At 66.7% G+C, this 24,772-nt stretch carries 22 protein-coding genes; 9 read left to right on the top strand and 13 right to left on the bottom strand.

The window, feature by feature from the left end:
• The 4 genes from DFR45_RS13345 to rpsL all read right to left on the bottom strand — a co-directional run.
• A partial coding sequence (locus tag DFR45_RS13345) for a GTP-binding protein (protein ID WP_032978997.1) occupies nucleotides 1–91 on the bottom strand: 91 nt, incomplete at its 3' end.
• Between the two features lie 166 nt (nucleotides 92–257).
• Nucleotides 258–2,360 (bottom strand): elongation factor G, encoded by a 2,103-nt coding sequence (fusA, locus tag DFR45_RS13340; RefSeq protein ID WP_114484241.1) that lies wholly within the window; start codon nucleotides 2,358–2,360, stop codon nucleotides 258–260.
• Between the two features lie 134 nt (nucleotides 2,361–2,494).
• Nucleotides 2,495–2,968, bottom strand: a complete 474-nt coding sequence (rpsG, locus tag DFR45_RS13335; protein ID WP_114484240.1) for a 30S ribosomal protein S7 — start codon at nucleotides 2,966–2,968, stop codon at nucleotides 2,495–2,497.
• Nucleotides 2,969–3,143: 175 nt separating this feature from the next.
• On the bottom strand, nucleotides 3,144–3,521 hold the full coding sequence (gene rpsL / locus DFR45_RS13330) for a 30S ribosomal protein S12 (RefSeq protein WP_114484239.1): 378 nt from the start codon (nucleotides 3,519–3,521) through the stop codon (nucleotides 3,144–3,146).
• Nucleotides 3,522–4,071: 550 nt separating this feature from the next.
• Between rpsL and DFR45_RS13325 the strand changes: the two genes are divergently transcribed.
• Complete coding sequence (locus DFR45_RS13325) at nucleotides 4,072–4,575, top strand: flavodoxin family protein (protein WP_114484238.1); 504 nt, start codon at nucleotides 4,072–4,074, stop codon at nucleotides 4,573–4,575.
• A 332-nt stretch (nucleotides 4,576–4,907) separates the two neighbouring features.
• Here DFR45_RS13325 and DFR45_RS13320 read toward each other — a convergent pair whose 3' ends face one another.
• Entirely contained in the window at nucleotides 4,908–6,509 is a 1,602-nt protein-coding gene (locus DFR45_RS13320; RefSeq protein ID WP_114484237.1) for an AMP-binding protein, read from the bottom strand.
• Nucleotides 6,510–6,814: 305 nt separating this feature from the next.
• On the opposite strand from DFR45_RS13320, the gene DFR45_RS13315 reads away from it, so the two are divergent.
• Nucleotides 6,815–7,603, top strand: a complete 789-nt coding sequence (locus DFR45_RS13315; protein ID WP_114484236.1) for an enoyl-CoA hydratase/isomerase family protein — start codon at nucleotides 6,815–6,817, stop codon at nucleotides 7,601–7,603.
• Here DFR45_RS13315 and DFR45_RS14570 read toward each other — a convergent pair.
• On the bottom strand, nucleotides 7,567–7,725 hold the full coding sequence (locus DFR45_RS14570; protein ID WP_158637006.1) for a hypothetical protein: 159 nt from the start codon (nucleotides 7,723–7,725) through the stop codon (nucleotides 7,567–7,569). The two genes, DFR45_RS13315 and DFR45_RS14570, sit on opposite strands and share 37 nt — an antisense overlap.
• A gap of 106 nt (nucleotides 7,726–7,831) precedes the next feature.
• The gene (locus DFR45_RS13310; protein WP_114484235.1) at nucleotides 7,832–8,527 is read right to left on the bottom strand and encodes a class I SAM-dependent methyltransferase; all 696 of its coding nucleotides are present in this window, start codon (nucleotides 8,525–8,527) and stop codon (nucleotides 7,832–7,834) included.
• Between the two features lie 116 nt (nucleotides 8,528–8,643).
• Between DFR45_RS13310 and DFR45_RS13305 the strand changes: the two genes are divergently transcribed.
• Together DFR45_RS13305 and DFR45_RS13300 are read left to right on the top strand one after the other, a co-directional pair.
• Nucleotides 8,644–8,961, top strand: a complete 318-nt coding sequence (locus tag DFR45_RS13305) for a type II toxin-antitoxin system PrlF family antitoxin (RefSeq protein ID WP_114484234.1) — start codon at nucleotides 8,644–8,646, stop codon at nucleotides 8,959–8,961.
• Complete coding sequence (locus DFR45_RS13300; RefSeq protein ID WP_114484233.1) at nucleotides 8,961–9,407, top strand: type II toxin-antitoxin system YhaV family toxin; 447 nt, start codon at nucleotides 8,961–8,963, stop codon at nucleotides 9,405–9,407. Before DFR45_RS13305 ends, DFR45_RS13300 begins: the two co-directional genes overlap by 1 nt.
• A gap of 24 nt (nucleotides 9,408–9,431) precedes the next feature.
• On the opposite strand, the gene DFR45_RS13295 is transcribed toward DFR45_RS13300, so the two are convergent.
• On the bottom strand, nucleotides 9,432–10,427 hold the full coding sequence (locus DFR45_RS13295; protein WP_114484232.1) for a recombination-associated protein RdgC: 996 nt from the start codon (nucleotides 10,425–10,427) through the stop codon (nucleotides 9,432–9,434).
• Nucleotides 10,428–10,636: 209 nt separating this feature from the next.
• Between DFR45_RS13295 and DFR45_RS13290 the strand changes: the two genes are divergently transcribed.
• Nucleotides 10,637–11,191 (top strand): Spy/CpxP family protein refolding chaperone, encoded by a 555-nt coding sequence (locus DFR45_RS13290; RefSeq protein ID WP_114484231.1) that lies wholly within the window; start codon nucleotides 10,637–10,639, stop codon nucleotides 11,189–11,191.
• A gap of 139 nt (nucleotides 11,192–11,330) precedes the next feature.
• On the opposite strand, the gene DFR45_RS13285 is transcribed toward DFR45_RS13290, so the two are convergent.
• The 3 genes from DFR45_RS13285 to DFR45_RS13275 form a co-directional block, all read right to left on the bottom strand.
• Nucleotides 11,331–13,001 (bottom strand): acyl-CoA dehydrogenase family protein, encoded by a 1,671-nt coding sequence (locus tag DFR45_RS13285; RefSeq protein WP_114484230.1) that lies wholly within the window; start codon nucleotides 12,999–13,001, stop codon nucleotides 11,331–11,333.
• A gap of 97 nt (nucleotides 13,002–13,098) precedes the next feature.
• A complete protein-coding gene (locus tag DFR45_RS13280; protein ID WP_114484229.1) occupies nucleotides 13,099–13,938 on the bottom strand; it encodes a tyrosine-protein phosphatase in 840 nt (279 codons plus the stop codon).
• 131 nt (nucleotides 13,939–14,069) lie between these two features.
• Nucleotides 14,070–17,072: a DNA topoisomerase III gene (locus DFR45_RS13275; protein WP_114484228.1), complete on the bottom strand. Its 3,003-nt coding sequence runs from the start codon at nucleotides 17,070–17,072 to the stop codon at nucleotides 14,070–14,072.
• A 286-nt stretch (nucleotides 17,073–17,358) separates the two neighbouring features.
• On the opposite strand from DFR45_RS13275, the gene DFR45_RS13270 reads away from it, so the two are divergent.
• From DFR45_RS13270 to DFR45_RS13260, 3 genes are read left to right on the top strand one after another with little or no spacing between them, the layout of a single operon-like run.
• Nucleotides 17,359–17,895 (top strand): SET domain-containing protein, encoded by a 537-nt coding sequence (locus tag DFR45_RS13270; RefSeq protein ID WP_114484227.1) that lies wholly within the window; start codon nucleotides 17,359–17,361, stop codon nucleotides 17,893–17,895.
• The gene (locus DFR45_RS13265; RefSeq protein ID WP_114484226.1) at nucleotides 17,892–18,899 is read left to right on the top strand and encodes a biotin--[acetyl-CoA-carboxylase] ligase; all 1,008 of its coding nucleotides are present in this window, start codon (nucleotides 17,892–17,894) and stop codon (nucleotides 18,897–18,899) included. Before DFR45_RS13270 ends, DFR45_RS13265 begins: the two co-directional genes overlap by 4 nt.
• A gap of 11 nt (nucleotides 18,900–18,910) precedes the next feature.
• Nucleotides 18,911–19,720, top strand: coding sequence for an SPOR domain-containing protein (locus DFR45_RS13260; RefSeq protein WP_114484225.1), 810 nt, complete (start codon nucleotides 18,911–18,913; stop codon nucleotides 19,718–19,720).
• Nucleotides 19,721–20,071: 351 nt separating this feature from the next.
• Here the strand turns inward: DFR45_RS13260 and DFR45_RS13255 are convergent, their stop codons facing one another.
• The gene (locus DFR45_RS13255) at nucleotides 20,072–20,905 is read right to left on the bottom strand and encodes a 16S rRNA (uracil(1498)-N(3))-methyltransferase (protein ID WP_114484224.1); all 834 of its coding nucleotides are present in this window, start codon (nucleotides 20,903–20,905) and stop codon (nucleotides 20,072–20,074) included.
• Nucleotides 20,906–20,963: 58 nt separating this feature from the next.
• Nucleotides 20,964–22,166 carry an aminoglycoside phosphotransferase family protein gene (locus tag DFR45_RS13250; RefSeq protein WP_114484223.1) on the bottom strand — a complete coding sequence of 401 codons (1,203 nt, stop codon included), beginning with the start codon at nucleotides 22,164–22,166 and terminating at the stop codon, nucleotides 20,964–20,966.
• 145 nt (nucleotides 22,167–22,311) lie between these two features.
• On the opposite strand from DFR45_RS13250, the gene DFR45_RS13245 reads away from it, so the two are divergent.
• Nucleotides 22,312–24,771: an LPS-assembly protein LptD gene (locus DFR45_RS13245; protein ID WP_114484246.1), complete on the top strand. Its 2,460-nt coding sequence runs from the start codon at nucleotides 22,312–22,314 to the stop codon at nucleotides 24,769–24,771.
• Nucleotide 24,772: the final 1 nt, after the last annotated feature.

Raw genomic sequence — 24,772 nt, 5'->3', positions numbered from 1 at the left:
CTGCCGTCAGCGTGGTCTTGCCGTGGTCAACGTGACCGATCGTGCCCACGTTGACGTGCGGCTTCGTGCGTTCGAATTTTCCTTTTGCCATTTTCCAATCTCCAAAGAGCAAATCCCGTGTATCGGTTTAAGGTCTGCATCCAGTTGCTGGATCGCCCCGCACGGGAACAGGGCGGCACCGGATCGCAGACCGGGGGTCATTCAAGAGGAGTGCCAGGACAAAATCGCTGCGCGAATTTGGTCTGGCACGCTAAGGGTTATTTAGCCCTCGCCGCGATGATGGCTTCGGCGACGTTCTTCGGTGCTTCGGCGTAGTGCTTGAACTCCATCGTGTAGGTGGCGCGGCCTTGCGACATGGAGCGCAGCGTGGTGGAGTAGCCGAACATCTCCGACAGCGGCACTTCGGCCTTGATGACCTTGCCGCCACCAGGCATGTCGTCCATGCCCTGCACCATGCCGCGCCGCGAGGACAAATCGCCCATGACGTTGCCTGCGTATTCTTCGGGTGTCTCGACTTCCACGGCCATCATGGGCTCGAGGATGACGGGGTTGGCGCGCCGGCAGGCTTCCTTGAAACCGAAGATGGCGGCCATTTTGAACGCCTGCTCGGACGAGTCCACGTCGTGGTACGAGCCGAAAGTCAGGGCGACTTTGACGTCGACCACGGGGTAACCCGCCAAAACGCCTGCCTGCAGAGCTTCTTCAACCCCTTTTTGCACAGCGGGGATGTATTCACGCGGCACCACGCCGCCCTTGATTTCATCGAGGAATTCGAAACCCTTGCCGGCCTCGTTGGGCTCCACACGGAACACCACGTGGCCATACTGGCCCTTGCCGCCCGACTGGCGCACGAACTTGCCTTCCACGTCGGAAACGGTCTTGCGGATGGTTTCACGGTACGCCACCTGGGGCTTGCCGACGTTCGCCTCGACGCCGAACTCGCGCTTCATGCGGTCGACGAGAATTTCGAGGTGCAGCTCGCCCATGCCCGAAATGATGGTCTGGCCGGATTCTTCGTCGGTGCGCACACGGAACGACGGGTCTTCGGCCGCCAAACGTTGCAGGGCGATGCCCATTTTTTCCTGGTCGGCTTTGGTTTTGGGCTCGACGGCCTGGGAAATCACGGGCTCGGGGAAGACCATGCGCTCGAGCGTGATGATGGCATCCGGGTCGCACAGGGTTTCGCCGGTCGTCACTTCTTTCAAACCCACGCAGGCGGCAATGTCGCCGGCACGGATTTCTTCGATTTCCTGGCGATTGTTCGCATGCATCTGCACGATACGGCCGATGCGCTCTTTTTTGCCCTTGACGGGGTTATAGACGGTATCTCCCTTGCTGAGCACACCCGAATACACACGCACGAAAGTCAGCTGGCCCACGAATGGATCGGTCATCAGCTTGAAAGCCAGTGCTGCGAATTTTTCGTTATCGTCGGCCTTGCGCGTTGCCGGCTGGTCGTTTTCATCGAGTCCCGACACGGGCGGAATATCCACCGGCGAAGGCAGAAAATCGATCACGGCGTCCAGCATGCGCTGCACGCCCTTGTTCTTGAAGGCCGTGCCGCACAGCATGGGCTGGATTTCGGTGGAGATCGTACGGATGCGCAAGCCTTGCTTGATTTCGTCCTCGGAAAGGTCGCCCTCCTCGAGGTACTTGTTCATCAGCTCTTCGTTCGCCTCGGCTGCAGCCTCGATCATCTTCTCGCGCCACTCCTGGGCACTGTCCACGAGATCGGCCGGAATGTCCTCATAGGTGAATTTCATGCCCTGCGAGGCCTCGTCCCAAATGATGGCCTTCATCTTGAGCAGATCGACCACGCCTTTGAAATTGTCTTCGGCGCCGATCGGGATCACGATGGGCACGGGGTTGGCCTTCAGGCGCACCTTCATCTGGTCATAGACCTTGAAGAAATTGGCACCCGTGCGGTCCATCTTGTTGACGAAGGCCAGGCGCGGCACCTTGTACTTGTTGGCCTGGCGCCACACGGTTTCAGACTGCGGCTGCACGCCGCCCACGGCGCAATACACCATGCAGGCGCCGTCGAGCACGCGCATGGAGCGCTCCACTTCGATGGTGAAGTCCACGTGGCCGGGGGTGTCGATGATGTTGAAACGGTGCTCGGGATACGACATGTCCATGCCGCGCCAGAAACAGGTGGTGGCAGCGGACGTGATGGTGATGCCGCGCTCCTGCTCTTGCTCCATCCAGTCCATGGTGGCAGCACCGTCATGCACCTCGCCGATCTTGTGATTGACGCCGGTGTAATACAGGATACGTTCGGTGGTGGTGGTCTTGCCGGCGTCGATGTGCGCAGAAATACCGATGTTGCGATAGCGCTCGATGGGGGTCTTGCGAGCCATGATAGGTTCCTCGTTGATCGTGTGCGTGAGGGTGGGCGCTTGAGAGGGCAGCCCGTGAATTTTTAGTAGCCAGAATCAACACAAGGCCGCAGGCAAATCGCCGGCGGCCTGTGTAGGCAAAAAGAATGAAGCGCTTAGAAACGGAAGTGGCTGAAAGCCTTGTTGGCCTCGGCCATGCGGTGCACTTCATCGCGCTTTTTCATGGCACCGCCCCGACCTTCCGTGGCCTCGAGCAATTCGTTGGCCAAACGCTGGGCCATGGACTTTTCGCCGCGCTTGCGGGCCGCCTCCTTGATCCAGCGCATGGAAAGCGCCAGACGCCGGACAGGACGCACCTCCACGGGCACTTGATAGTTCGCACCACCCACACGGCGAGACTTGACTTCAACGAGGGGTTTCACGTTGTTGATGGCTGTGGTGAAGATTTCCAGCGGATCCTTGCCGGGATTTTTCTTCTCGATCAGTTCCAGGGCGCCATATATGATGCGCTCTGCAACGGCTTTCTTGCCACCTTCCATGATCACGTTCATGAATTTGGACAACTCTACATTGCCGAATTTGGGATCCGGCAGGATTTCACGTTTAGGGACTTCGCGACGACGTGGCATTTTTTACCTCTTGATTTGCTTCAGTTGACACCGTTTCGCAGTGCCGCGAGAGCCATACGGGACTCTCACTTACTCGACCCGCGCATTTTTTGCGTTGTGGGCCACTACGCTGCCACGCTGCGCCACGCAGCCTGCAGCACCGATGACTGAAAATGAAAACTTGGAACCGCCAGCCTTATTTGGCCTTGGGCTTCTTGGCGCCGTATTTGGAGCGCGCCTGTTTGCGGTCTTTCACGCCTTGCAGGTCGAGCGAACCGCGCACGATGTGGTAGCGCACGCCAGGCAAGTCCTTGACGCGCCCGCCGCGCACCAGCACGACGCTGTGCTCTTGCAGGTTGTGGCCTTCGCCACCGATGTAGGAAATGACCTCGAAGCCATTGGTGAGGCGCACCTTGGCAACCTTGCGCAAGGCGGAGTTAGGCTTTTTGGGGGTCGTGGTATAGACGCGGGTGCAGACGCCACGGCGCTGCGGGCAGTTTTGCATCGCGGGGCTCTTGGACTTGGTCGTTTCGACCTTGCGCCCCTGACGCACGAGCTGGTTGATGGTTGGCATTGATTCGTCCCTGAACGTAAAAATACGAAAACGTGAGGCCCTTCGGAAATTCCGAAAAGCTTTTGAATATAACAGGCCCAGGCTCTTTGAACAAGCCCCGGCCTGATGCAAGGGGCGGCACCTAGGAGCCTGTCGGACTTTGGGCGTCGAAAGCGAGAATGGGCCCCAGCGAGGCCAGTTTTTGCCGGATTCGCCGCCCCATAGCGGGACTATGGGGCAAGAAGACGGTAAAAAATGGGCCGCTGCGGCGCATTCGCAGCCGACGATTCCAAAGTCCGACAGGCTCCTAGGCCTTGCCGGGACTGGGCACGTCGTGAGTTACCATGACTGGACTTACGCAAACAAGGATGCAACAAAGTGTTTTGCCATTGGGCGAGCGCCTTGCCTGAGCCAGATTTGCGTAAGTCGTGCATCATTTTCTCGCCTCGTACAAGGACAATGCATCCGCCCTGAGCGTCAGGCAGCGCGCGCACTTGGGCCTGGAAAAGACCGCCCTGCTCTCACAAAACGGCACCTACGGCCAGGCCGGCAGCGCCGCCCCCGACCCCACATGCCCAAAATCCTGCTCGCGGTGTACCACTCCATGACCGGCGGCACGCGCCAGATGGTCGAAGCCGCTTGCGCGGGTGCGCGGCAGGCGGTCGATGCGCACGCCGTACAGGTGCGCCTGCTGCACGCGAGCGCCGCGCAGCCGGCAGACGTCTTGCAGGCCGACGGCTTTCTTTTCGCCACCCCCGAAAATCTCGCGGCGATGAGCGGCCAGCTCAAGGACTTTTTCGATCGCTGCTACTACGCGGCGCTCGAACGCATCACCGCACGGCCCTACGCCGCCATGGTTTGCGCGGGCAGCGACGGCAGCAACGCGGTGCGCCAGATCGAGCGCATCGCCACGGGCTGGCGCTTGCACGCCGTGGCTGATGCACTCATCGTCTGCACGCACGCGCAAACACCCGAGGCCATCCTCGCGCCCAAGCAGATCGGCGCGCAAGACCTCGCGCGCTGCAGCGAGCTCGGCGCCACCCTGGCCTGCGGCCTAGAACTCGGGGTTTTCTGACCGACGTCCAGCCGCGCAGAATTTGGGGTGTTTTTGCCAGCCAAAGCAGATCCATCAAGCGCAGGCAGCTCTCTTTTGGATAGTGAAGGCAAACCGGCACCTACCCCCTGCGCCCGCGTAGGTGCGCAGCACCGCCTAACGGACAATCTGGGTTCAACCCAGATGGTTCATTAGGACGCGGGATGGTGGCGAGGCGGCTGGCGTGGCAGTTTGGTCGCGGGTGAGAAGTCCATGGCCAGTGCCATGGACGCCGAAGCCGCGGCCAAAATGACCGGCAGGCGTCCGCCAACGCCCGCGTAGGTGCGCAGCACCGCCTAACGGACAATCTGGGTTCAAGCGCCCTCCTGCGCCAGCATCTGCCGCAGCTGCGCCTTGGCGACTTTTTCGAGCGTGGCGCGCGGCAGCTCGGAGACGATGCGCACCTCGTGCGGGCACTTGAAGTCCGCGAGCTGCTGGCGACACGCGGCGAGGATGCGTTCGGCCAGGTCCGCCGGCGCATTCGGCGCCGCAATCACGAAGGCCACGGGCACCTCATCAAGCATGGGGTGCGCGCGCCCCACCACCGCACCCTCGGCCACGCCGGGCACGGCCTGGATCACGCGCTCGATTTCCGAGGCTGCGACGTTTTCGCCGCCCACCTTGAGCATGTCCTTGGTGCGGTCGCCGAAGCGGATCGAACCTTCTTCGAGCAAGTCCACCCGGTCGCCCGTGCGAAACCAGCCGTCGGGGTCGAAGCTCTCGGCCGTGGCCTTGGCGTTGCCCAGGTATTCCTGGAACAGCGACAGACCACGCACGCCCTGGATCAGCAACTGCCCCGAGCCGCCCGGCTCCACATGCCGCGCCTCGCGCACCGGCACGCTGTCGTCCTCGACGATGGCGATGCGGTATTCCGCCGCGGGGCGGCCTATGCTCATGCTCGGGCTGGGCAGGTGGCGGTCGCTCACGATGCCGTGCGTGATGGTCTCGGTCATGCCCCACCAGCCTATGGTCTGCACGCGAAAGTGCGCGTCCGTGGGCAGCGCGCAGGCTGCGGCGCCCCACAGGCGGTAGTAGTGCTCGGCCGGCACCTCGTGCGCGAGCAGGGCCTGGATGCAAAACGGGATCATCGAAGTCCAGGTCACGCGCCGCGCGATCGACACGGGCCAGAAGCGGCTCGCCGAAAAGCGCGGCAGCACCACCGCCGTGGCGCCCACCCACAGGCACGCGAGCACCGAATACGCCTGCGCGTTGGTGTGGAACAGCGGCAGGTGCACCAGGTGCACGTCCTCGGCGCGCAAGTCCTCGTGCGCGGCGTTGATGCGCGCGCCCCACAGCGCGTTGGCATGCGTCCACAGCACGGCCTTGGGGCGCGAGGTCGTGCCCGAGGTGTATTGCACGCTGCACGGCGCGAGCGGATCGGCCGGGCGGCGCGGCGCGGGCGTGGCGTCGAGCGCGGCAAAGCTGCTCGCCGCGTCGGGCGCGCCCTGCAGCGGCGCGTGGCCGCTGTCGGTGGCCGTCACGGCCAGCCAGCGCAAGCCTTTGCACGAGGCCGCCACGCGCGCGGCAAACTTGGGCTGCGTGATGCCGCCCACGGCGCCGCAGTGCTCGGCGTAATAGTGGAGCTCGTCGTCCGAAGCGCGCGCATTCGTGGTCACGGCAATCGCGCCGAGCCACGCGCAGGCGTACCAGGCCAAAAGGGTTTCGGGGCAGTTTTCGAGGTGGATCAGCACGCAGTCGCCCGCGCGCACGCCGCGCTGCTGCAAGCCGCCCGCGATGCGCCGCACGCGCTCGCAAAACATGCCGTAGCTGATGACTTCCGGCAGCCCCTCGAACGGCTCCCAGACGATGAACGGATGGTCGGGCCGCGCGTGCGCACGCTGCTCGAGCAGCCCGGGCACGTCCATGCCCATGAAAGGATGCGCATCGCAGCGCTGCAGCGGTGTCAGAGCGGACATAGGACAAACCCTCTTGTGAAAAACCCGTAGAAAACCCATGCTCCCAGCGCAAGCGCCCATGCGCAAGGGCGAAAACCCTGATTGCCAGTGCAGTGTTCGACGCTTGATGCGACAAATAAAACCGTTGGATTTTTGGTCTGGGCAAGGCGCAAACCACAGCGATACCGGGCGGTATCGCGAGGATTTGCAACGCGGCCCAGGCCGAAAAGACGCGGTTTTATGTCGCAGATAGCGTCAAACACTGCACTAGTGCAGTGTTCGACGCTTGATGCGACCCGCACTACCCCACCGTGAAGGAATTGTCCATGACCGCAACTGCCGAATCCCCCGTGCTGATCGAACGCCAAGGCGCCGTCGTCACGCTGTGCCTGAACCGCCCCGCCGCGCTCAACGCCGTCGATTACACGCTGGCCGAGGCGTTTTGCCGCGCCGTCAAAGACATCAGCACCGACGCCAGCGTGCGCGCCGTGGTGCTGCGCGGCGCGGGCAAGGGCTTCGTGGCGGGCGGCGACCTGGCCACGCTGCGCGCCAACCCCGTGCAGGGCGCGTCGGACATCCTCACGCTGCTCAACGAGGCGCTGCCGCTGCTCACGGCCATGGACGCACCACTGATCGCCCAGGTGCACGGCGTGGCCGCGGGCGCGGGGCTCAGTCTGATGCTGCTCGCCGACTTCATCCTCGTGGCCGAGGGCACGCGCTTTGCCCCGGCCTACATCCACCTTGGCACCTGCTGCGACGTGGGCATGTCCTGGAACCTGCCACGCATCGTGGGCCTGCGCCGCGCACTCGAGATCACCATGCTCGGCGAGCCCTTCGACGCCGCCGAGGCGCTGCAAATGGGCCTGGTCAACCGCGTGCTGCCCGCCGACCAGCTCGAAGCCGCCACGCAAGAGCTCGCGCAGCGCCTGGCCGCCGGCCCCACGCTCGCCTACGGCGCGCTGAAGCGGCTCATGCGCCAGTCCTTCGAGCGCAGCTTTGCCGCGCAGCTCGACGCCGAAAAGCAATCCTTCGTGCACTGCATGGGCACCGAGGACTTCCGCGCCGGCGTCGAAGCCTTCTACGCGCGCCAGAAGCCGACCTTCCAGGCACGCTGATTTCCGTCACTGCGCGCCGCTGCGCTATTGCGCCGCTGCACGTCTAGGAGGCTGTCGGACTTTGGAATCGTCGGCTGCGAATGCGCCGCAGCGGCCCATTTTTTACCGTCTTCTTGCCCCATAGCAGCACTATGGGGCGGCGAATCCGGCAAAAACTGGCCTCGCTGGGGCGCATTCTCGCTATCGACGCCCAAAGTCGGACAGCCTCCTAGGCGGCCGTGGGTGGTCTCAGCCCACTTTGCGCAGCAGGTTCACGCGCATGGGCCGCACGAAGTCGGCGCCCTGCGCCGTCATGTGCGGCAGGAAGCGCGCTTGCACCGCCGCGCGCGTGGCGGCGTCGAGGTGGCGCTCGGCAAACGTCACGTCGATCATGCGCCGCTCAAAGTCCTCGAAGTCGTCGTAGTGCACGGGCATGTCGAAAAACGTCTCACTGAGTTGCTCCCACCCGCCCGAAGCCACGGCGCGCTGCACCGCCGCCAAGGCCGCCGCGCGCACCTCGCCCTCGTCGTTGAACAGGCGCACGACCTCGTTGAGCGCGCCCGCGTACACCGGCTCGGACACGTAGAGCAGCCCCTGCGCGCGCAGCACGCGGTGCACCTCGGCCAGCGCCTGGTCCATCGCAGCGAGCGGCACGTGGTGCAAGGACTTGAGCATCAGCGCGAGGTCGAAAGACTGCGCCGCAAATGGAATCGCCTGCGCCCCGGCCTGCACGAAGCGCAGGCGCTCGGCGGGGTTTTGCAGGTTCTTCGCATGCTGGCGCGCATCGACCTCCAAGCCCACCACCGTGCACTGCGGAAAGCGCTGCAACAACTTGCGCGCGAGCTGCGCCGCGCCGCAGCCGAGCTCGATGATGCGCGGGTGGCTTGGCAAGTCGACGAGCTGCTGCAGAAGTTCAAGTTCGTCGGAGATCAAAGGGGGGTTCATGGGCAGGCTCCGGGGAAAAGCCCTATGTATAACCGCAGGCACCAAAATCCGGGAATTGAAAAGGTAAGGAATCTTCCTTACCATATACTTTTGCCCCCACAGACGAAAGAATTCCCATGTCAGCCATTCATGAAGTCGCCACGCTGACCTCCAAAGGTCAGATCACGCTCCCCAAGTCCATCCGTCTGCTGCTCGGCGTCGATGCCGGCGGCAAGGTCGCGTTTCAACTGCGCGAAGGCGAAGTGGTCGTCACCCGTGCCGAGGCCGAACACCAGGACCCGGCCATCGGTGCATATTTGGACCTGCTGGAGCGCGACATCGCATCTGGCCGGCACGTGCGGGATTTGCCCGAGGAATTGGCCCGCACCTTACGCGAGCATGCGGGCCACCCGGTAAACCTTGGCCACGATTTCGACGAAGACGTGGACCTGTGATGCAAAGGCATGGCTGGACGCTGCTGTTTCACGACCACTTCATAGGGCAGCTGCTGAAGCTGCGCGCCGCCGTGCTGCGCGCACAAGAAGGCGACCCCGAGGGCTTCAACGTCAAATTCTTCCGCGCCTTGCTTCACTTGGTGCAAGACGTGGTGCCCAACGATCCGGCACGCGACGAATACCGCCAAGGCAACACCTTGGGGCCTGCACACCGACACTGGCGACGTGCAAAGCTCGGCCGGCGCTATCGGCTGTTCTTCCGCTACGACTCGAAGTCGAAAATCATCGTCTATGCCTGGATCAATGACGCCCAGACGCTGCGCTCGGCAGGCGACAAATCCGACCCCTATGCCGTATTCCAAAAAATGCTCGCGCGCGGCAACCCACCAGAGGATTGGGACAATCTGGTGAGCGCGAGCAGGCAAGATTGGGACACACAGCCGTAGCTGGCGACCCACCAGCAGCACGATTCAAAACGGCGGGCCTTCTTCCATGGTTGCTGCGGCACCGTCTCCCCCGGCTGCCGCGCCAGCGCCTTGCCCCTCGGCCACCCCAGGCGCCGCCCCTGCCGGCCCGGCCAAGTCCGCCTCGCCATCCAGCGCCGCCACCAAATCCGGCAGCAAACGGCCCAGCTCGCCCGTGGCCAGCGCCACGTCGGCGTCGAAGCCGCCATCGTCGCCCGTCTGCTCGGCCAGCGCAGTGTCGAGCAAAGTCACTTTTTTGAGCTGCAGCCCCTCGGTGAGCACGAAAGACACGCGCCCCTCCCACGCCAGCGCCAGGCGCGTAGGGCGCTTGCCCGCGGCGATGTGCGCCTGCACCTCTGCGATGTCGAGCGGGTGGCGCGCGTAGCGCACCACGGCCTGCGACTCGTCGGGGCTTTTGAGCTCGCACTCGCGCTCCAGCGAGAAGCCCACGGGCGGCTCCTGGGTGGCGAGCCAATGCGCCATCGCCGTCGCGGGCGCGGTTTGCGTCTGCAGCAGGCGCAGCGACAGGCCCGGCAGCAGCTCCACGAGCAAGCTCGTGACCTCGTCGGCGCGTGCCTGGCTCGCGGTGTCGAGCACCAACCAGCCGGCCTCGGGGTCTAGCCACACCCACACCGCTGCCTGCCGCGTGAACGCCATGGGCAGCAGGTCGAGCTTGGCTTCCTCCTTGAGCTCGCGCAGTTCCTTCTTGCCGGGCTTGCGGCCCGTCGTGGCCTCGATCTGCGCGGCCTTTTCCTGCGCCTTGCGCGCCAGCACTGCGGCGGGCAGCAGCTTGGCCTCGCGCACGAGCCGCAAAATCCATTGCCCGCCCACCGATTCGGCCAGCGCGCCGTGCGCCTCGCCGCGCGGCGGCACCCAACCGAGCGCGAGCTCCTGCGTGGCGCCGCAGGGCGCAAACGGCATGCGCGCCAGCGCCGCATCCACCGCATCGAGCGGCAGGTTCCAGGGCTGCGCGATGCGGTAAACGATCATGTTCTTGAACATGGATGACCTTTGTAACGACAAAATGAGTATCAAATAAATAGCTGCTTATGCACATCAATAAAGGGCTAACGGCCAATTCGGCCCTGAACCCCATGCGCCAGCCGAGGGCGCCACTTTACACAGGCTCAACCGCGGATCACGCAAGCGACACAAAGCCGGCGTACACTGCATCGCGTCACAGCAATGCTTTTGCAAGAAAGGACGACACCATGACCCACTTTCAAGGATTCCAAGGCCCGCAACGCTTGCGTCGCTGTCTGGCGGGCGCCGCGCTGCTCGGCACGCTCGCGCTGCCCGTATTCGCCCAGCCCGCCGCACCCGCTGCAGGCCCCGGCGCCGACACGCCGCGCGCACAAAGAATGCACGACCGGCAAGAGCGCCACGAGCAGCACTTTGCCCAGCGCGCCGCCGCGCTCAAAGAAGCGCTCAAACTCACACCCGAGCAGGAACCCGCGTGGCAAGACTTCATGAACGCCATGCAGCACAAACCGCAGCATGCGCGCCTCGACATGAACCCCGACGAGTTCGCCAAGCTCAGCACCCCCGAGCGCCTGGACCGCATGCGCGCGCTGCGCACCCAGCACATCGCCGAGATGGACCAGCGCGCCGAAGCCATCAAGGCCTTTTACGCCAAGCTCAGCCCGCAGCAGCAAAAAACCTTCGACGCGCAATTCATGCCGCACCAAGGCATGACGGGCTCGCACGACAAACACCCCGGCCACGCCGGCATGCGCGATGGTCAGGGCCCGGCGCCCAGCCGCTGACCTTCCGCGCGCACTGCCGGACTTTTTTCTTCTCGATTTCCTCCGCCTTGCCCGGCCCAACTCCATGGGGCCGGGCTTTTTTGCGCCCTGCCGTGGACGCCACCGCGCACACGGTTGGCAGCAGCGGCCTCTTTCAGCGTCAGCCCGCCCAGGCGGCGCGCAGCAGCGCGGCCGGGTCGCCCGTGCCGCTGCTGATGCCCGTGACGGGCCCCCAGTCGGGGTCGAAGCGGCTGCTGATGAAGGCGCCGGCGGCTTCGGCGCTCGCGTGCTGGAGCATCAGGCAGGCTTGCGCGCTGAGCGCGAGGCGCTGGGTGAAGCGGCGCGCCTGGCGTTCGAGTTCGGCGGGCGGCTGCGCGAGGGCGGCGCGCAGCTGGCACACCTGCGCCACGAGCTGCGGCGCGGCGGCAGCCGCGGCCACGTCGTGCAGGTGCTCGAGCAGGCGCTGCGCGTCCTCGGGCTGGCGCGCGATGGCGCGCAGCACGTCCAGGCACATCACGTTGCCCGAGCCCTCCCAGATCGAATTCACCGGCGCCTCGCGGAACAGCCGGCCCATGGGGCCGCTGGTTTCGACGTAGCCGTTGCCGCCCCAGACCTCCATGGCCTCGCCGGTCAGGGCCACGGCGCGCTTGCAGACCCAGAACTTGGCCGCGGGCGTCATGATGCGCCGCCACGCGCCGTCGAGCGCGTCGGCCGAGCCGAAGCGCCCGGCCAGGTCCATGGCCAGTAGCGTCGCGGCCTCGGACTCGAGCGCGAGGTCGGCGAGCAGCTCGGTCATCATGGGCTGCTCGGCGAGCGCGCGGCCGAAGGCGTGGCGGTTGCGAGCATAGTGCAGCGCCTGCACCAAAGCCTGGCGCAGCAGCCCCGCGCTCGAGAGCGCGCAATCGAGCCGCGTGTAGGTCGCCATTTCGATGATGGTCGGGATGCCGCGCCCCTCGTCGCCCACGCGCACGCCCCAGGCCTCGTGGAACTCGACCTCGCAGCCGCTGTTGGAGCGGTTGCCCACCTTGTCCTTGAGGCGCAGCAGGTGGATGGGGTTCTTGCTGCCGTCGGGGCGCCAGCGCGGCACGAAAAAGCAGCTCGGGCCGTGCGCGTCGGTGCGCGCGAGCACCAGGTGGCCGTCGCACATGGGCGCCGAGAAAAACCACTTGTGCCCCGTGAGCAGGTATTCGTCGCCCCAGGGGCCGCTGCCTGCGGGCACGGCGCGCGTGGTGTTGGTGCGCACGTCGCTGCCGCCCTGCTTTTCCGTCATGCCCATGCCGACCGCGATCGAGCGCTTGTGCACGAGCGGAATGTCGCGCGCGTCGTGTTCGAGCGAGGCGAGCAGCGGCGCCGTGAGCGCGTACAGCGGCGCGTTGCGGCGCAGCACCGGGATGCAGGCCTTGGTCATGGTGGTCGGGCAGGCCGAGCCGGCCTCGATCTGGCTGTGCATGAACAGCGACGCGCCGTAGGCCGTCCATGCCGAGGGGCGCGCGTCGGTGAAGGGCAGGTTGGCGATGCCGTTGCGCCGCGCGATCGCCATGATCTGGTGCCACGCAGGGTGGAACTTGATCTGGTCGATGCGCTGACCCAGGGGCGCGAAGGCGACGAGCTCGGGCGCGTAGCGGTTCGCGTCCTCGGCGGCACGCAGCGTGGCCTCGGCGCCGTATTCGGCGCCCTGGCGCAGCAGCTCGGCTTCGCGCCACTGCGCGCCGCCGCGCGCCACGGCGCGGCGCAGCACCGGGTCGCTGCTGTAGAGGTTGTAGTCCTTGAGCTCGGGCACCTGGTTGTCCGGGTGGACGCCCACTTGGGGGCTGGCGAGGGTGGTGGTCATGGGGTCTCCTCAGCGGTAGGGATGGTGGCGGGGTATAGGTGTTTTTGGCCGTGAGCCCAGATTTATCAAGCGTAAGCAGCTACATAAAAAAAAGCAATCACCCCTTGGGCGGCTGCAGGTATAGCTGCGCCAGCTTGGTGCGCGCTGCGGCGTTCAGGCCGAGCACGCGCTCCAGGTAGGGCTCTATACCGCCGTATTCGGCGTCGATCTGGCGCAGCGCGGCGTCGAGGAAATCCTCGCGCACGAACCAGATCACCTCGAGCACCTCGCGCGGCGTGCTGGACGACGCGAGGAACGGCGGGCGGTACAGCGCGTTGGTCAGCAGGTAGTCCTGCATCACCAGCGCGCGCGGCACGCCGAGCGCGAGCAGGATCAGCGCGGCCGCAAAGCCCGTGCGGTCCTTGCCCGCGGTGCAGTGAAAGACCAGCGGCGCGTCGCTCGCCAGCAGCAGTTGCAGCAGCTCGGCAAAGCGCGGCGCGTTGTCGTGCACGAAGGCGCGGTAGGTGTCCTGCATCAGCCGCACGGTCTCGGCGGGGGTGGGCGCGCTGCCTTTTTGCAGCAGCTCCTGTACGCGCTGCACCACCGTGGGCTCGATGTGCAGCGCGTACTGCGCCACGCCCGGCAGCGCGTAAGGCTGCGCCGCGCGCTCGTGCACCCCGCGCAAGTCCACCGCGCGTGCGATGCCCAGTTCTGCAAGGCGCTGCTGGTCGGCCGGCGTGAGTGCGCCGAGCTGGTCGGAGCGAAACAGCCGCCGCCATTTCACGGGCCGGCCCTGCAATCCGGGGTAGCCGCCAAGGTCACGAAAGTTCGTCAGCCCTTCGAGCGCCAGCACGCGCGGCGGGGTGGAGGCGTCGGAAGCGGGCGCGGGCGATGGCGCAGCGGCGTCTGCAAAAAGCGGAGCAGAAGCGGGGGCAGAAGGAGGAGCAGAAGAAGTCATGCAGGTATTTTGCGCGCAGCCGTTGACTCGCAGATGTCACCTGCCTTACGCAAACAAGGAGGGCGCCCCTTGCCCGGGCCGCGATTGGTGCCAATCGCGGTCACGAGGGGCGCAGAAGGGCTCGCACCTGCTCAGCCCAAATGCTTGCCCAAAATGCCTGCGAGCTCGAACATCGAGATTTGCGGCTTGCCGAACAGCGGCAGCAGCTTGGCGTCGGCGTTGATCGCGCGTTTGTTCGTGACATCTTGCAGGCCGTGGGCCTTGATGTAGTCCCAGACTTTTTTGAGCGCCTCGGTGCGCGCCACGGGTTCGGCCCCGATCACGGCGGCGAGCTCGGGGCTGGGCGTGCGGCCTGCGGCGGGGGCGCGTGGGGTTTTGGCGGCGCTGGACTTGACCGCGGTTTTGGTCGCCGTTTTGGCGACCGTTTTTGCTGCGCTTTTCACCGTGGTTTTCGCCGCGGTTTTGGCGCCTGCAGATTTAGAGCCTATTTGCCCTCCAGCGCTTGCTGCACCTGCGCTAGCAGCTCCTGATTCAGAAGCATTCGCGCGCGGCGGGTATTTGCTCGGCGCGAATTCGAAGCCGACCTTGCCCGCGTCCTTGTCCCAGGCCAGGTGCGCCTTGAACGGGCGGCGCGTGCGCGTGCTGATGAATTTGTCGAGCAGATCGGTCTTGCCCGTGGCGAGCAGCTTTTGCATCTGCGCGCGCTCCACGGGCTGCTGCAAGATGATTTTGCCGGTCTTGAAGTCGCAGCTCGGCACGGGCTGCTCGGGCGTGGGCACGGACTTGCTGCAGACGTAGTTGCTGCCGTGCTCATAGACGGGCGCACCGCAGCGCGGGCACGGGCCCAGGCTTTCCTGGCCGGAAAAGTCCACCGGCGCGCCGGCTTCGTCGGCCTTGGCGGCGTCGCCAAAGTCGAACTCGAGCTTGTAATTTTTGCTGTCCTCGTCGAACACGAGCGCGAGCTCGGCCGTGAAGGGCCAGCCGGCCTTGGAGCGAAAGCCTTCGAGCGGGCCGATGCGCTTGTCGCGCAGCAGCTGCTCGGCCTCGGCCGTGGAGAAGGTGCGCCCGCCCGGCGACTTGCTGAACGAAAAGCCGCAGCCCGCGCCGTCGCCGTGCGCGCCCGTGCAGGCGTAGCGGCGGTAGTTCTCCTTGACCACGCCGCCGCAGTTCGGACACGGCGTTTGCAGCGTGGCGTAGTCGCCGGGGATGGTGTCGCGGTCGTATTCCTTGGCCTTTTGCACCAGGCGCTCGGTCATGGCGGCGATCTCGGCCATGAAGGCGTCGCGGCTGAGCTGGCCTTTTTCCATCTGCGCGAGCTTGTATTCCCACTCGCCGGTGAGGTCGGCGCGCGAGAGTTCTTCCACGCCCAGGCCGCGCAGCAGCGTCATGAGCTGGAAGGCCTTGGGCGTGGGCACGAGCTCGCGGCCCTCGCGCAGCAGGTATTTTTCGGCGATCAGGCCTTCGATGATGGCCGCGCGCGTGGCCGGCGTGCCCAGGCCTTTTTCGCGCATCGCGGCGCGCAGCTCCTCGTCCTCGACCTGCTTGCCCGCGCTTTCCATGGCGCTGAGCAGGGTGGCTTCGGTGTAGCGCGCGGGCGGGCGGGTTTTCAGGCCCTTGGGCTCGGCCTGCTCGGTGCGCACCTGCTCGCCCGGCTGCACGGGCACGAGGCTCTGGTTCTTCTCGCCTTCTTTTGCCTCTTTGCCGTCTTCGGTCTCGGCCGCGGCCTCTTTGCCGTAAATCGCGAGCCAGCCCGGTTGCACCAGCACCTTGCCTTCGGTCTTGAAGTGGTGCGTGTCTTCCACCGTGGTGATGCGCGTGGTCACGAGGTATTCGGCGTTCGGGAAGAACACCGCAAGAAAGCGCCGCGCCACGAGGTCGTAGAGCTTTTGCTCGGCCTCGGACAGGCCGCTGGGCGGCTGCAGCGTGGGGATGATGGCGAAGTGGTCGCTGACCTTGCTGTTGTCGAAGATGCGCTTGCTCGGGCGCACGTAGTCGCCATCGAGCGCCTGCTGCGCGTACGGCGCGAGGTGGCGCAGGCCGCTTGCGGCGAGCATGCGCAGCGTGTCGCGCGCCACGGGCAGGTAGTCTTCGGGCAGGGCGCGCGCGTCGGTACGCGGGTAGGTCAGCGCCTTGTGGCGCTCGTACAGGCTTTGCGCGAGCGCGAGCGTGGTCTTGGCGCTGAAGCCGAACTTGCTGTTGGCCTCGCGCTGCAGGCTGGTCAGGTCAAAGAGCAGCGGGCTCGCCTGCGTGCTGGGCTTGCTTTCTTCGTGCACGCGGCCCGGCTTGCCGCGCACCGCGTCGGCAATCGCGCGCGCCTGTGGCTCGGACCAGAGGCGGTCGGCGCGGGCTTCGGGGTCGTCGCTTTTCTTCCATTGCGGGTCGAACCATTTGCCGGGGTAGTGGCCGGCCTGCGCGGCAAAGCTCGCGTGCACTTCCCAGTAGTCACGGCTCACGAAGCGGCGGATTTTTTCTTCGCGCTCGACCACGAGCGAGAGCGTGGGCGTCTGCACGCGGCCCACGGTGGTCAAAAAGAAGCCGCCATCGCGCGAGTTGAACGCCGTCATCGCGCGCGTGCCGTTGATGCCCACGAGCCAGTCGGCCTCGGAGCGGCTGCGCGCGGCCTGCGCCAGGCCCTGCATCTGCGCGTCCGAGCGCAGCGCCGCAAAGCCGTCGCGGATGGCTTGCGGCGTCATCGACTGCAGCCACAGGCGCCGCACGGGCTTGCCCAGCGGCACGGGGCGGCCGTTCTTGCTGCCGCCCGCGTACTGCTCGATCAGGCGAAAGATCAGCTCGCCCTCGCGGCCCGCGTCGCAGGCGTTGATGAGCTCCGTCACGTCTTTGCGCCGCGCCAGGCGCACGATGGTGTTCAAGCGGCTCTTGGTCTTGTCCACGGGCTTGAGCTCGAAATACGGCGGAATCACGGGCAGGTGCGCAAAGCTCCACTTGCCGCGTTTGACGTCGTAGTCTTCGGGCGCCTGGATCTCGACCAGGTGGCCCACGGCGCTGGTGACGATGTAGCGCTCGTTCTCGAAGTAATCGTCGTGCTTGTCGAACTTGCCCACGACGGGCGTGAGGGCGCGCACGATGTCTTGCGCGACGGAGGGTTTTTCGGCGATGACCAGGGTTTTGCTCATGCGGGAATGCTTTGGAGTGTTTTCTACAATGCCCAGCAGCCTGTCGGACTTTGGGCGTCGAAAGCGAGAAGGTGCCCCAGCGAGGCCAGTTTTTGCCGGATTCGCCGCCCCATAGCGGGACTATGGGGCAAGAAGACGGTAAAAAATGGGCCGCTGCGGCGCATTCGCAGCCGACGATTCCAAAGTCCGACAGGCTGCCAGGAGCCTTAGGGCTTTACGGCCTTGCGCGCACGCATGCGTACATACGCGCGCGCAGGTGCAAATTTCAAGTTAACAGAGTTTTGCCATGTCTTGCACGCATGCCGCCGCGGCGGCCGAAAATTTCCCTGCCACTGCCGCGCGGGGCCGCGGGCGGCGCCTGCAGGTGCGGCGCTCGCCCGTGCACGGCAGGGGCGTATTCGCGCTGCAGGACATCGCCGAGGGCGAAGTGCTGATCGAATATACCGGCGAAATCATCAGCTGGCAGGAGGCACTCGCGCGCCACCCGCACGATCCGGCGCAGCCGCAGCACACGTTTTACTTCCACATCGATGACGAACATGTGATCGACGGCAAGGTGGGCGGCAACGCCTCGCGCTGGATCAACCACAGCTGCGCGCCCAACTGCTACGCGGACGAACGCGCGGGCCGCATCTTCATCACCGCGCTGCGCAACATCCGCGCGGGCGAGGAGCTGAGCTTCGACTACGCGCTCGTGATCGACGCGCGCCAGACGGCCAAACTCAAGGCCGAATACGCCTGCCGCTGCGGCAGCCCCGACTGCCGCGGCACGCTGCTCGCGCCCAAACGCAGGCGCAGCGGCGCGCGCCGGGGCCAGCCATGACAGGCGCGCCGTTGCACGCGGCAAGCGACGCGGCAAGCGCGGCCCCGCCCGCCTGGCCCATCGCCGCGCTACAGCAGGCGCTCGCGGCGCACCTGCCGGGCGGCAGCGTCGAAGTGCTCGAGCGCATCGACTCGACCAACACCGAGCTCATGCGCCGCGCGCGCGAAGGGCGCTGCGCGCCCACGCTGCTCGTGGCCGAGCAGCAGACCGCGGGGCGCGGGCGCCTGGGGCGGCAGTGGCTCAGCAGCCCCGGCGATTCGCTGACCTTCTCGCTCGGCCTGGCGCTCGCGCCGCGCGACTGGTCGGGCCTGTCTCTGGCCGTGGGCCTGAGCGTGGCCGAGAGCCTGCAGCCGGAGCTTCCCGCGTCTGCCCTGCCCCTGAAGCTCGGCCTCAAGTGGCCCAACGACCTGTGGCTGGCCGACGACCGCAAGCTCGGCGGCATCCTGATCGAGACCGCGAGCTTCGTGCTGCCGGGCGTGGGCAGCGGTTTTCCGTCCTCCCTGTGGGCGCCGGCCGCGGCCGCAGCGGCGCGCTACGTGGTCATAGGCATTGGCATCAACATCCGCCCGCGCGACGCGCAAGGGCTCGCCACGCCGCCCGCCTGCCTGCAAGACATCGCCCCCGAAATGGACGCGCCCGCCGCGCTGCTGCGCCTGCTGGCGCCGCTGCTGGAGGGCGTGCAAGCCTTCGCCGCACACGGCTTTGCGCCGCTGCGTCCACGCTACGCCGCGCGTGATCTTTTGGCAGGGCGCGAAGTGCTGCTCAGCGACGGCGCAAGCGGCGTGGCGCAAGGCGTTGGCGCGGACGGCGCGCTGCAGGTGCAAACGCCGGCGGGCCTGCGCAGCGTCACGAGTTCCGAGGTCAGCGTGCGGCCGCGCGCCAGCGCTGCTGGTGAAGCGCCTGTTGCTGGCGCCGGTGCCGATGCGGGCGCTGCGGATGACTCCAATGCCATCCGTGCGGCCACTGCAGATCATCCCGCAGCGCCACAATCCGCAATCGAATAAGCCATTTGCCCATGCTGCGCCTTTTCGTCTTGCTCCTTTTTTTGCTGAACCTCGGCTACTTTGCCTGGTCGCACGGCGCCTTGCGTGCGCTCGGCCTCGCGCCCGCCGAGACTTCCGAGCCGCAGCACCAGCTGCAGCAGATCCGCCCCGAGACGCTGCAAATCCTGCGCACGGCACCGGCCAGCGACTCGGCGCCGGGCTCTGCCGCTTCTGCGGATTCGACAGCCGCTGCGTCTGCGAACCCCGGCGCCGGTGTCGCCCCCGTTGCGGCTTCAGCCCCCGCTGCCGAGGCAGCTTCCGTGGCTGCTTCCGTGGCCCCTCCCACCCCCCATCCGCCCCCCCTTGCCGCGGCCTCCCGCCCCGCAGCGGCGCCCGCGGTATGCCTGCAGGCCGGCACCTTCGACGCGCACCAGGCCGAGACGCTGCGCAAGGCCCTGGCGCGCTGGCCGCAAGGCAGCTGGACGCTGGAGCCGATCCCGGTCGCGGGCCGCTGGATGGTGTACCTGGGGCGCTTTCCGCAGGCGGACGTGCTCGACAAGAAAAAGGCCGAGCTGCGCGAACTCGGCATCGCCTTCGACCGCCCCGGCGCCGCCTGGGAGCCCGGCCTGTCGCTGGGCCGCTACAGCACCGAGGAAGCCGCCCAACGCGCCCTGGCCGATCTGCGCGCCAAGGGCGTGCGCACCGCCCGCGTGGTGCCCGAGCGCCCCGCCGGCACGGCCTACGTGCTGCGCCTGCCCGCCGTCACCGAGGCCCTGCGCCCCCAAGCCGACGCGCTGCGGCCGCAGCTCGGGGGGAGGGCTTGGCGTAGTTGCGAGGGGTGAGGCGCAGGATTTGGGGTCAGATTCCGATTATTTGCGCAGCTGACCGGGCTGAGGGTGGATGCCGGGAGATGCGCCCGGCAGCGCACCTTCTTTTCTTGTTTCGCCAAGAAAAGAAGGCAAAAGAAGGCAACCCTGCTGTCTGCGCAGCCAGAAAGGGCGGGGATACCTCACGGGCCTGCGCTTCGCTCGGCCTTTTGCAAGGTACCGGTCATTGAGAGCCCCGCAGGGGCGCGGCGATCCATTACGGCCTGCGCTCGGGGCGTTGCGTGGGTTCGGGGGCATGGATTGCCACGGGCCTGACGGCCCTCGCAATGACGGGCGGGAAAGCGGGGTCAGATTCGAATTTTTTTCTCAAATCGTCAACACCGCCAGCGCCGCAAGCGGGGCGGTTTCGGCGCGCAGGGTGCGCGGGCCCAGGGTGACGGGGGTCCAGCCCTGCCGCAGCGCGAGCGCTTCTTCGGCGCTGCTCAGGCCGCCTTCGGGGCCGGAGAGCAGGTGCACGGGCGCCGCTTTGCCGTCTTTGCCTTCCGCGGCTCCGCTTGCGGCTGCGGCGCGCAGCGCGATGGCGTGGGGCTGCAGCGACAGCAGCAGGCGCTGCGCTGCGGCGCTGGGTGCCGTGTCGGATGGCTCGGTGGATGGTGCAACGGATGGTGCAAGCGCCAGACCGGCGCCCTGCGCACGCAGCCAATCGGCCAGGGTTTGCACGGGGTGCACGCGCGGCACGCGGTTGCGGCCGCATTGTTCGCAGGCGGCCACGGCGATGGCCTGCCAGTGCGCGCGTTTTTTGTCGGCGCGCTCCCCCGCCAGGCGCAGCACGCTGCGTTCGGCCAGCAGCGGCGTGAGGCTCGCGGCGCCGAGTTCGGTGGCTTTTTCGATGAGCCAGTCCATGCGCTCGTTGGCCATGATGGCGGCGGCCAGATGCACGGCGCGCGCGGCCTCGCGTTCGACGGCGTGCTGGCGCTGCACGCGCACGCGCACCGCGCTGCGGCCCATGTGCACGATGGTGGCGTCGAATTCACCCGCGAGCGCTGCGGCGTCCACCCCCACGTCTTCGAGCCCGCCGTGGAACAGCGTGACGGCATCGCCCGGTTGCAGGCGCAGCACCTGCACGTGGCGCGCGGCGCCTGCGGGCAGGTCGATTTCGCTGCCAAGCTGCAGCGCGAGGGGGCAGTAAAAACGCGGCATTGCTTCTATACTGATAGCTGCTAGCGCTTGCTGGATGGGCACTAGAGACCGATTTGACTCATGAAACCCGGCCGAAGGCCCAGCCGCTTTGCTCCTGCACCCCTTCGATCTGGTCGAGCAGGCGCAACAGCGGCGCAAGCTCGCGGTAGCGGCTCGCGGTGGCGCGGATGTAGGCGATGAAGCGCGGCGCGTCCGCGAGGTATTTGGGCTTGCCATCGCGCAGCGTGAGGCGCGCAAAAATGCCCGCGACCTTGAGGTGGCGCTGCAGCCCCATCCACTCCACGCTGCGGTAAAAATCGCCAAAGTCCGCGCCCCAGCCCGAGGCGCTGGCCGCGCCCAGCAGGCCCGCGCGGCGCGCCTTTTCCCAGTAGCGCACGGTGATGTCGATGACGAATTCCTCGTCCCAGCTGATGAAGGCGTCGCGCAGCAGGCTCGCGATGTCGTAGGTGATGGGGCCGTACACCGCATCCTGAAAATCGAGCACGCCCAGCGGCTCCCCTTCGCGCGTGGGCAGCATCAGGTTGCGCGGCATGAAGTCGCGGTGCACGAACACGCTGGGCGCGGCCAGGCTGTGCGCGACGATGGCGTCGAAGGCGCGCGCGAGGGTGTTTTGCTGTGCCTCGTCGAGCTGGATTCCGCGGTGCCGGACCAAGTACCAGTCGGGGAACAGGGCAAGCTCGCGGCGCAGCAGCGCTTCGTCGTAGGCGGGCAGCACGCCGGGGCGCGAGGCTTTTTGCCACTCGATCAGCACTTCCACGGCCTGCAGATACCAGCCTTGTGCGGCCGCAGGCGCAGCCGGGGCTAGCGCCTCGATGAGCGTGTGCGCGCCCAGGTCGCTCAGCAGCATGAAGCCGTCAGCCTCGTCCCAGGCAAGGATCTGCGGCACGCGCAGGCCCGCGGCCGCCATGAGCGCCTGCACGCGCACGAAAGGGCGGCAGTCCTCGAGCTCGGGCGGCGCGTCCATGACGATGCAGCTGCCGCCCGCGGCGCGGTCTATGCGCAGATAGCGCCTGAAGCTCGCGTCCGCCGAGGCCGGGCGCAGGCTCTCGGGGCGCAAACCGTGCGTGGCGGCGAGCGGCGCAAGCCAGGCTTCGAAGGCCGCCTGCCGCGCCGCGCCGGGCCAGGCGATGGCGCTGGGGGCAGCGGTGGCAGCGGCGGGTAGCGCAGCGGGGGCGGCCACGGAGACGGCCGCCGATGGGGTAGCAGGGCCGCAATTCGTGGCCCGCTCGGGGGTCGGGGGCAAGGGCTTGGGATGGCTCATGGATAATCGGATTCTATTTGCCGCGTTTGCGTTTCTCGATCGCATTCCATCGCACTTCACCGCCTTCTCGTCCGTGCCCCGCTGCCAGTTTTCCACCGTGCAGAAACCACCCACCCCCCGTGCTGCGGCTGCCGCAGCGCAGCGGATGCTCTCGCGTCCAAGGTTGCGCCCCCTAGCCTATGCGCTCGCGCTCGCCTGGTGCTGCGTGCCGGCGGGCGCGTTCGCGCAGGATGTCGCCCAGCCGCCCGCAGCCGCAGCATCCGCCTCCGGCGCTGGCGCCCCAGGGGCCGACAGCGCAGCGCTGGACGGCTGGGGCCGGCCGCGCCTGCACCCGAGCGTGCAGCTGCAGGAAACCATCCCCCGCGACCTGCGCCGGCAACTGCCGATCTACGTGCGCGGCGACCGCGTCACGGGCCAGACCGACTTGAACGTGCAGGTCGAGGGCAACGCCGAGCTGCGCCGCGGCGACACCATGATCCGCGCCGACCGCCTCGAATACCTCGCGCCCGAAGACCTGGCCAAAGCGCGCGGCCATGTGCACATCAACCGCGAGGGCAACATCTTCGAGGGCACCGCGCTCGACCTGCACGTGGATGCGTTCCAGGGCTTTTTCACCGACGCGCACTACCGCTTTCTGGCCAATGGCGCCTACGGCGACGCCGCGCGCGTGGACTTCATCGACTCCGACCGCTCCGTGGTGCACGACGCCACCTACACCACCTGCGAGAAAAACGACAGCGCGAGCTGGCAGCCCGCCTGGATCCTGCGCGCCAAGACCATCCACCTCGACCAGGAGGAGGACGTGGGCGTGGCCGACGACGGCGTGCTCGAATTCAAGGGCATGCCGGTGCTGCCCATACCGCACATCAGCTTCCCGCTGTCGGACAAGCGCAAGTCCGGCTTTCTGCCGCCCACCTTCGGCCTGGACAGCCGCAGCGGCTTCGAATACTCGCAGCCCTACTACTGGAACATCGCGCCCAACCGCGACGCCACCTTCACCGGCACCGTGATGGCGCGCCGCGGCGTGAACGCGGGGGGCGAATTCCGCTACCTCGAGAGCAACTACCAGGGCGAGCTCAAGGCCCAATACATGCCCTCGGATTCCCTGCGCGACCGCGACCGCTGGACCTACACCGCCAAGCACGACGGCAGCATAGACGCCACCGGTATCGGCAACCTGAACCTGCACCTGAACCTCAACCGTGTGAGCGACAACGACTACTGGCGCGACTTCGGCCATGCCGCCACCGTGGGCACCAACCCCACGCAAGAGCGCCTGCTGCCCAGCGAAATGATGCTCTCCTGGGCGGCCAACGACATGACGGCGCAGGTGCACACGCTCAAGTGGCAAACCCAGCAGGACATCAACGCGCCCATCGTGCCGCCCTACGACCGCATGCCGCAGCTGCAATGGCGCTACGCCCCGAGCGACCTGCGCCACGGCTTCGAGACCAGCGTCGAAGTCGATACCACGCGCTTTCAGGCCGACCGCTTTCTCACCAACCAGCCCAACGCCGACCGCAGCTACCTGCAGGCGCAAGTCAGCCGCCCCTTTCTGACCCCGGGCAGTTTCATCACGCCGCGCCTGCAGCTCAACGCCACGAACTACCAATTCGATAGCCCGCTCATCAACGGCAGCAAATCCGCGAGCCGCACCGTGCCCACTTTCAGTCTGGACAGCGGCCTGGTGTTCGAGCGCGACACGCAGCTGCTCGGGCGCAACTTCCTGCAGACGCTCGAGCCGCGCGCCTTCTACACCTACACGCCCTACCGCGACCAGCACCTGCTGCCCATCTACGACACCGCGGCCAAGGACTACAACTTTGCCAACATCTACACCGAGAACTCCTACGTCGGCGACGACCGCATCGCCGACAACAACCTGCTCACGCTGGGCGTGACCACGCGCTTTCTCGACCCCGACACCGGCGCCGACTCGCTGCGCCTGGGCGTCGCGCAGCGCCTGCGCTTCAAAGACCAGCAAGTCACCATGCCCGGCGAAGCGCCCGTCACCGATCGCGTCTCCGACATCCTGCTGGGCGCGGGCCTGAACTGGACGCCGCAATGGGGCTTCGACTCCGTCGTGCAATACAACCCGCATACGCACCGCTCCATCAGCTCCACCGTGAGCGCCAACTACACGCCCGGCAACTACCGCACCCTCAGCGCCGCGTACCGGCTGCAGCGCGGCACCAGCGAGCAGATCGACCTGGGCTGGCAATGGCCCTTGAGCTCCAGCGCTAGTGCAAGCGCGTCCGACGCCGGCGCGCGCAAGGACGGCAAAGCCGCGCACACGGGCAGCGGCCGCTGGTACACCGTGGGGCGGCTGGACTACAGCATGCGCGACAAAAAGCTCGTCGACATGGTCGTAGGGTTTGAGTACGACGGCTGCTGCTGGGTCGGCCGCGTGGTCATCGACCGGCTGCAAAACAGCCTCATCAGCGCCAACACGCGCCTGCTGTTCCAGATCGAATTCGTCGGCTTCTCGCGCCTGAGCCTGGGCCAGGACCCGCTCGCGGCGCTCAAGCAAAATGTGCCGCGCTACCAAGCCCTGCACGACCCTGCGGCGCGTGCGCTGCCCAGCCGCTTCAGCAATTACGATTGAC

This window comes from Extensimonas vulgaris, assembly GCF_003337425.1.
Classification (GTDB): Bacteria; Pseudomonadota; Gammaproteobacteria; order Burkholderiales; family Burkholderiaceae_C; genus Extensimonas; species Extensimonas vulgaris.
This window is presented reverse-complemented; position numbering and strand designations above follow the sequence as displayed.

Bases quoted from the DNA above. Each gene is read 5' to 3' on its own strand.
- DFR45_RS13260 (WP_114484225.1), top strand. From the start codon at position 18,911: ATGCTGCGCCTTTTCGTCTTGCTCCTTTTTTTGCTGAACCTCGGCTAC.
- fusA (WP_114484241.1), bottom strand. From the start codon at position 2,360: ATGGCTCGCAAGACCCCCATCGAGCGCTATCGCAACATCGGTATTTCT.
- DFR45_RS13295 (WP_114484232.1), bottom strand. From the start codon at position 10,427: ATGTTCAAGAACATGATCGTTTACCGCATCGCGCAGCCCTGGAACCTG.
- DFR45_RS13250 (WP_114484223.1), bottom strand. From the start codon at position 22,166: ATGAGCCATCCCAAGCCCTTGCCCCCGACCCCCGAGCGGGCCACGAAT.
- DFR45_RS13300 (WP_114484233.1), top strand. From the start codon at position 8,961: ATGCAAAGGCATGGCTGGACGCTGCTGTTTCACGACCACTTCATAGGG.
- DFR45_RS13305 (WP_114484234.1), top strand. From the start codon at position 8,644: ATGTCAGCCATTCATGAAGTCGCCACGCTGACCTCCAAAGGTCAGATC.
- DFR45_RS13290 (WP_114484231.1), top strand. From the start codon at position 10,637: ATGACCCACTTTCAAGGATTCCAAGGCCCGCAACGCTTGCGTCGCTGT.
- DFR45_RS13325 (WP_114484238.1), top strand. From the start codon at position 4,072: ATGCCCAAAATCCTGCTCGCGGTGTACCACTCCATGACCGGCGGCACG.
- DFR45_RS13275 (WP_114484228.1), bottom strand. From the start codon at position 17,072: ATGAGCAAAACCCTGGTCATCGCCGAAAAACCCTCCGTCGCGCAAGAC.
- DFR45_RS13310 (WP_114484235.1), bottom strand. From the start codon at position 8,527: ATGAACCCCCCTTTGATCTCCGACGAACTTGAACTTCTGCAGCAGCTC.
- DFR45_RS13255 (WP_114484224.1), bottom strand. From the start codon at position 20,905: ATGCCGCGTTTTTACTGCCCCCTCGCGCTGCAGCTTGGCAGCGAAATC.
- rpsG (WP_114484240.1), bottom strand. From the start codon at position 2,968: ATGCCACGTCGTCGCGAAGTCCCTAAACGTGAAATCCTGCCGGATCCC.
- DFR45_RS14570 (WP_158637006.1), bottom strand. From the start codon at position 7,725: ATGGGGCAAGAAGACGGTAAAAAATGGGCCGCTGCGGCGCATTCGCAG.
- DFR45_RS13320 (WP_114484237.1), bottom strand. From the start codon at position 6,509: ATGTCCGCTCTGACACCGCTGCAGCGCTGCGATGCGCATCCTTTCATG.
- DFR45_RS13265 (WP_114484226.1), top strand. From the start codon at position 17,892: ATGACAGGCGCGCCGTTGCACGCGGCAAGCGACGCGGCAAGCGCGGCC.
- DFR45_RS13285 (WP_114484230.1), bottom strand. From the start codon at position 13,001: ATGACCACCACCCTCGCCAGCCCCCAAGTGGGCGTCCACCCGGACAAC.
- rpsL (WP_114484239.1), bottom strand. From the start codon at position 3,521: ATGCCAACCATCAACCAGCTCGTGCGTCAGGGGCGCAAGGTCGAAACG.
- DFR45_RS13315 (WP_114484236.1), top strand. From the start codon at position 6,815: ATGACCGCAACTGCCGAATCCCCCGTGCTGATCGAACGCCAAGGCGCC.
- DFR45_RS13280 (WP_114484229.1), bottom strand. From the start codon at position 13,938: ATGACTTCTTCTGCTCCTCCTTCTGCCCCCGCTTCTGCTCCGCTTTTT.
- DFR45_RS13270 (WP_114484227.1), top strand. From the start codon at position 17,359: ATGTCTTGCACGCATGCCGCCGCGGCGGCCGAAAATTTCCCTGCCACT.
- DFR45_RS13245 (WP_114484246.1), top strand. From the start codon at position 22,312: ATGCTCTCGCGTCCAAGGTTGCGCCCCCTAGCCTATGCGCTCGCGCTC.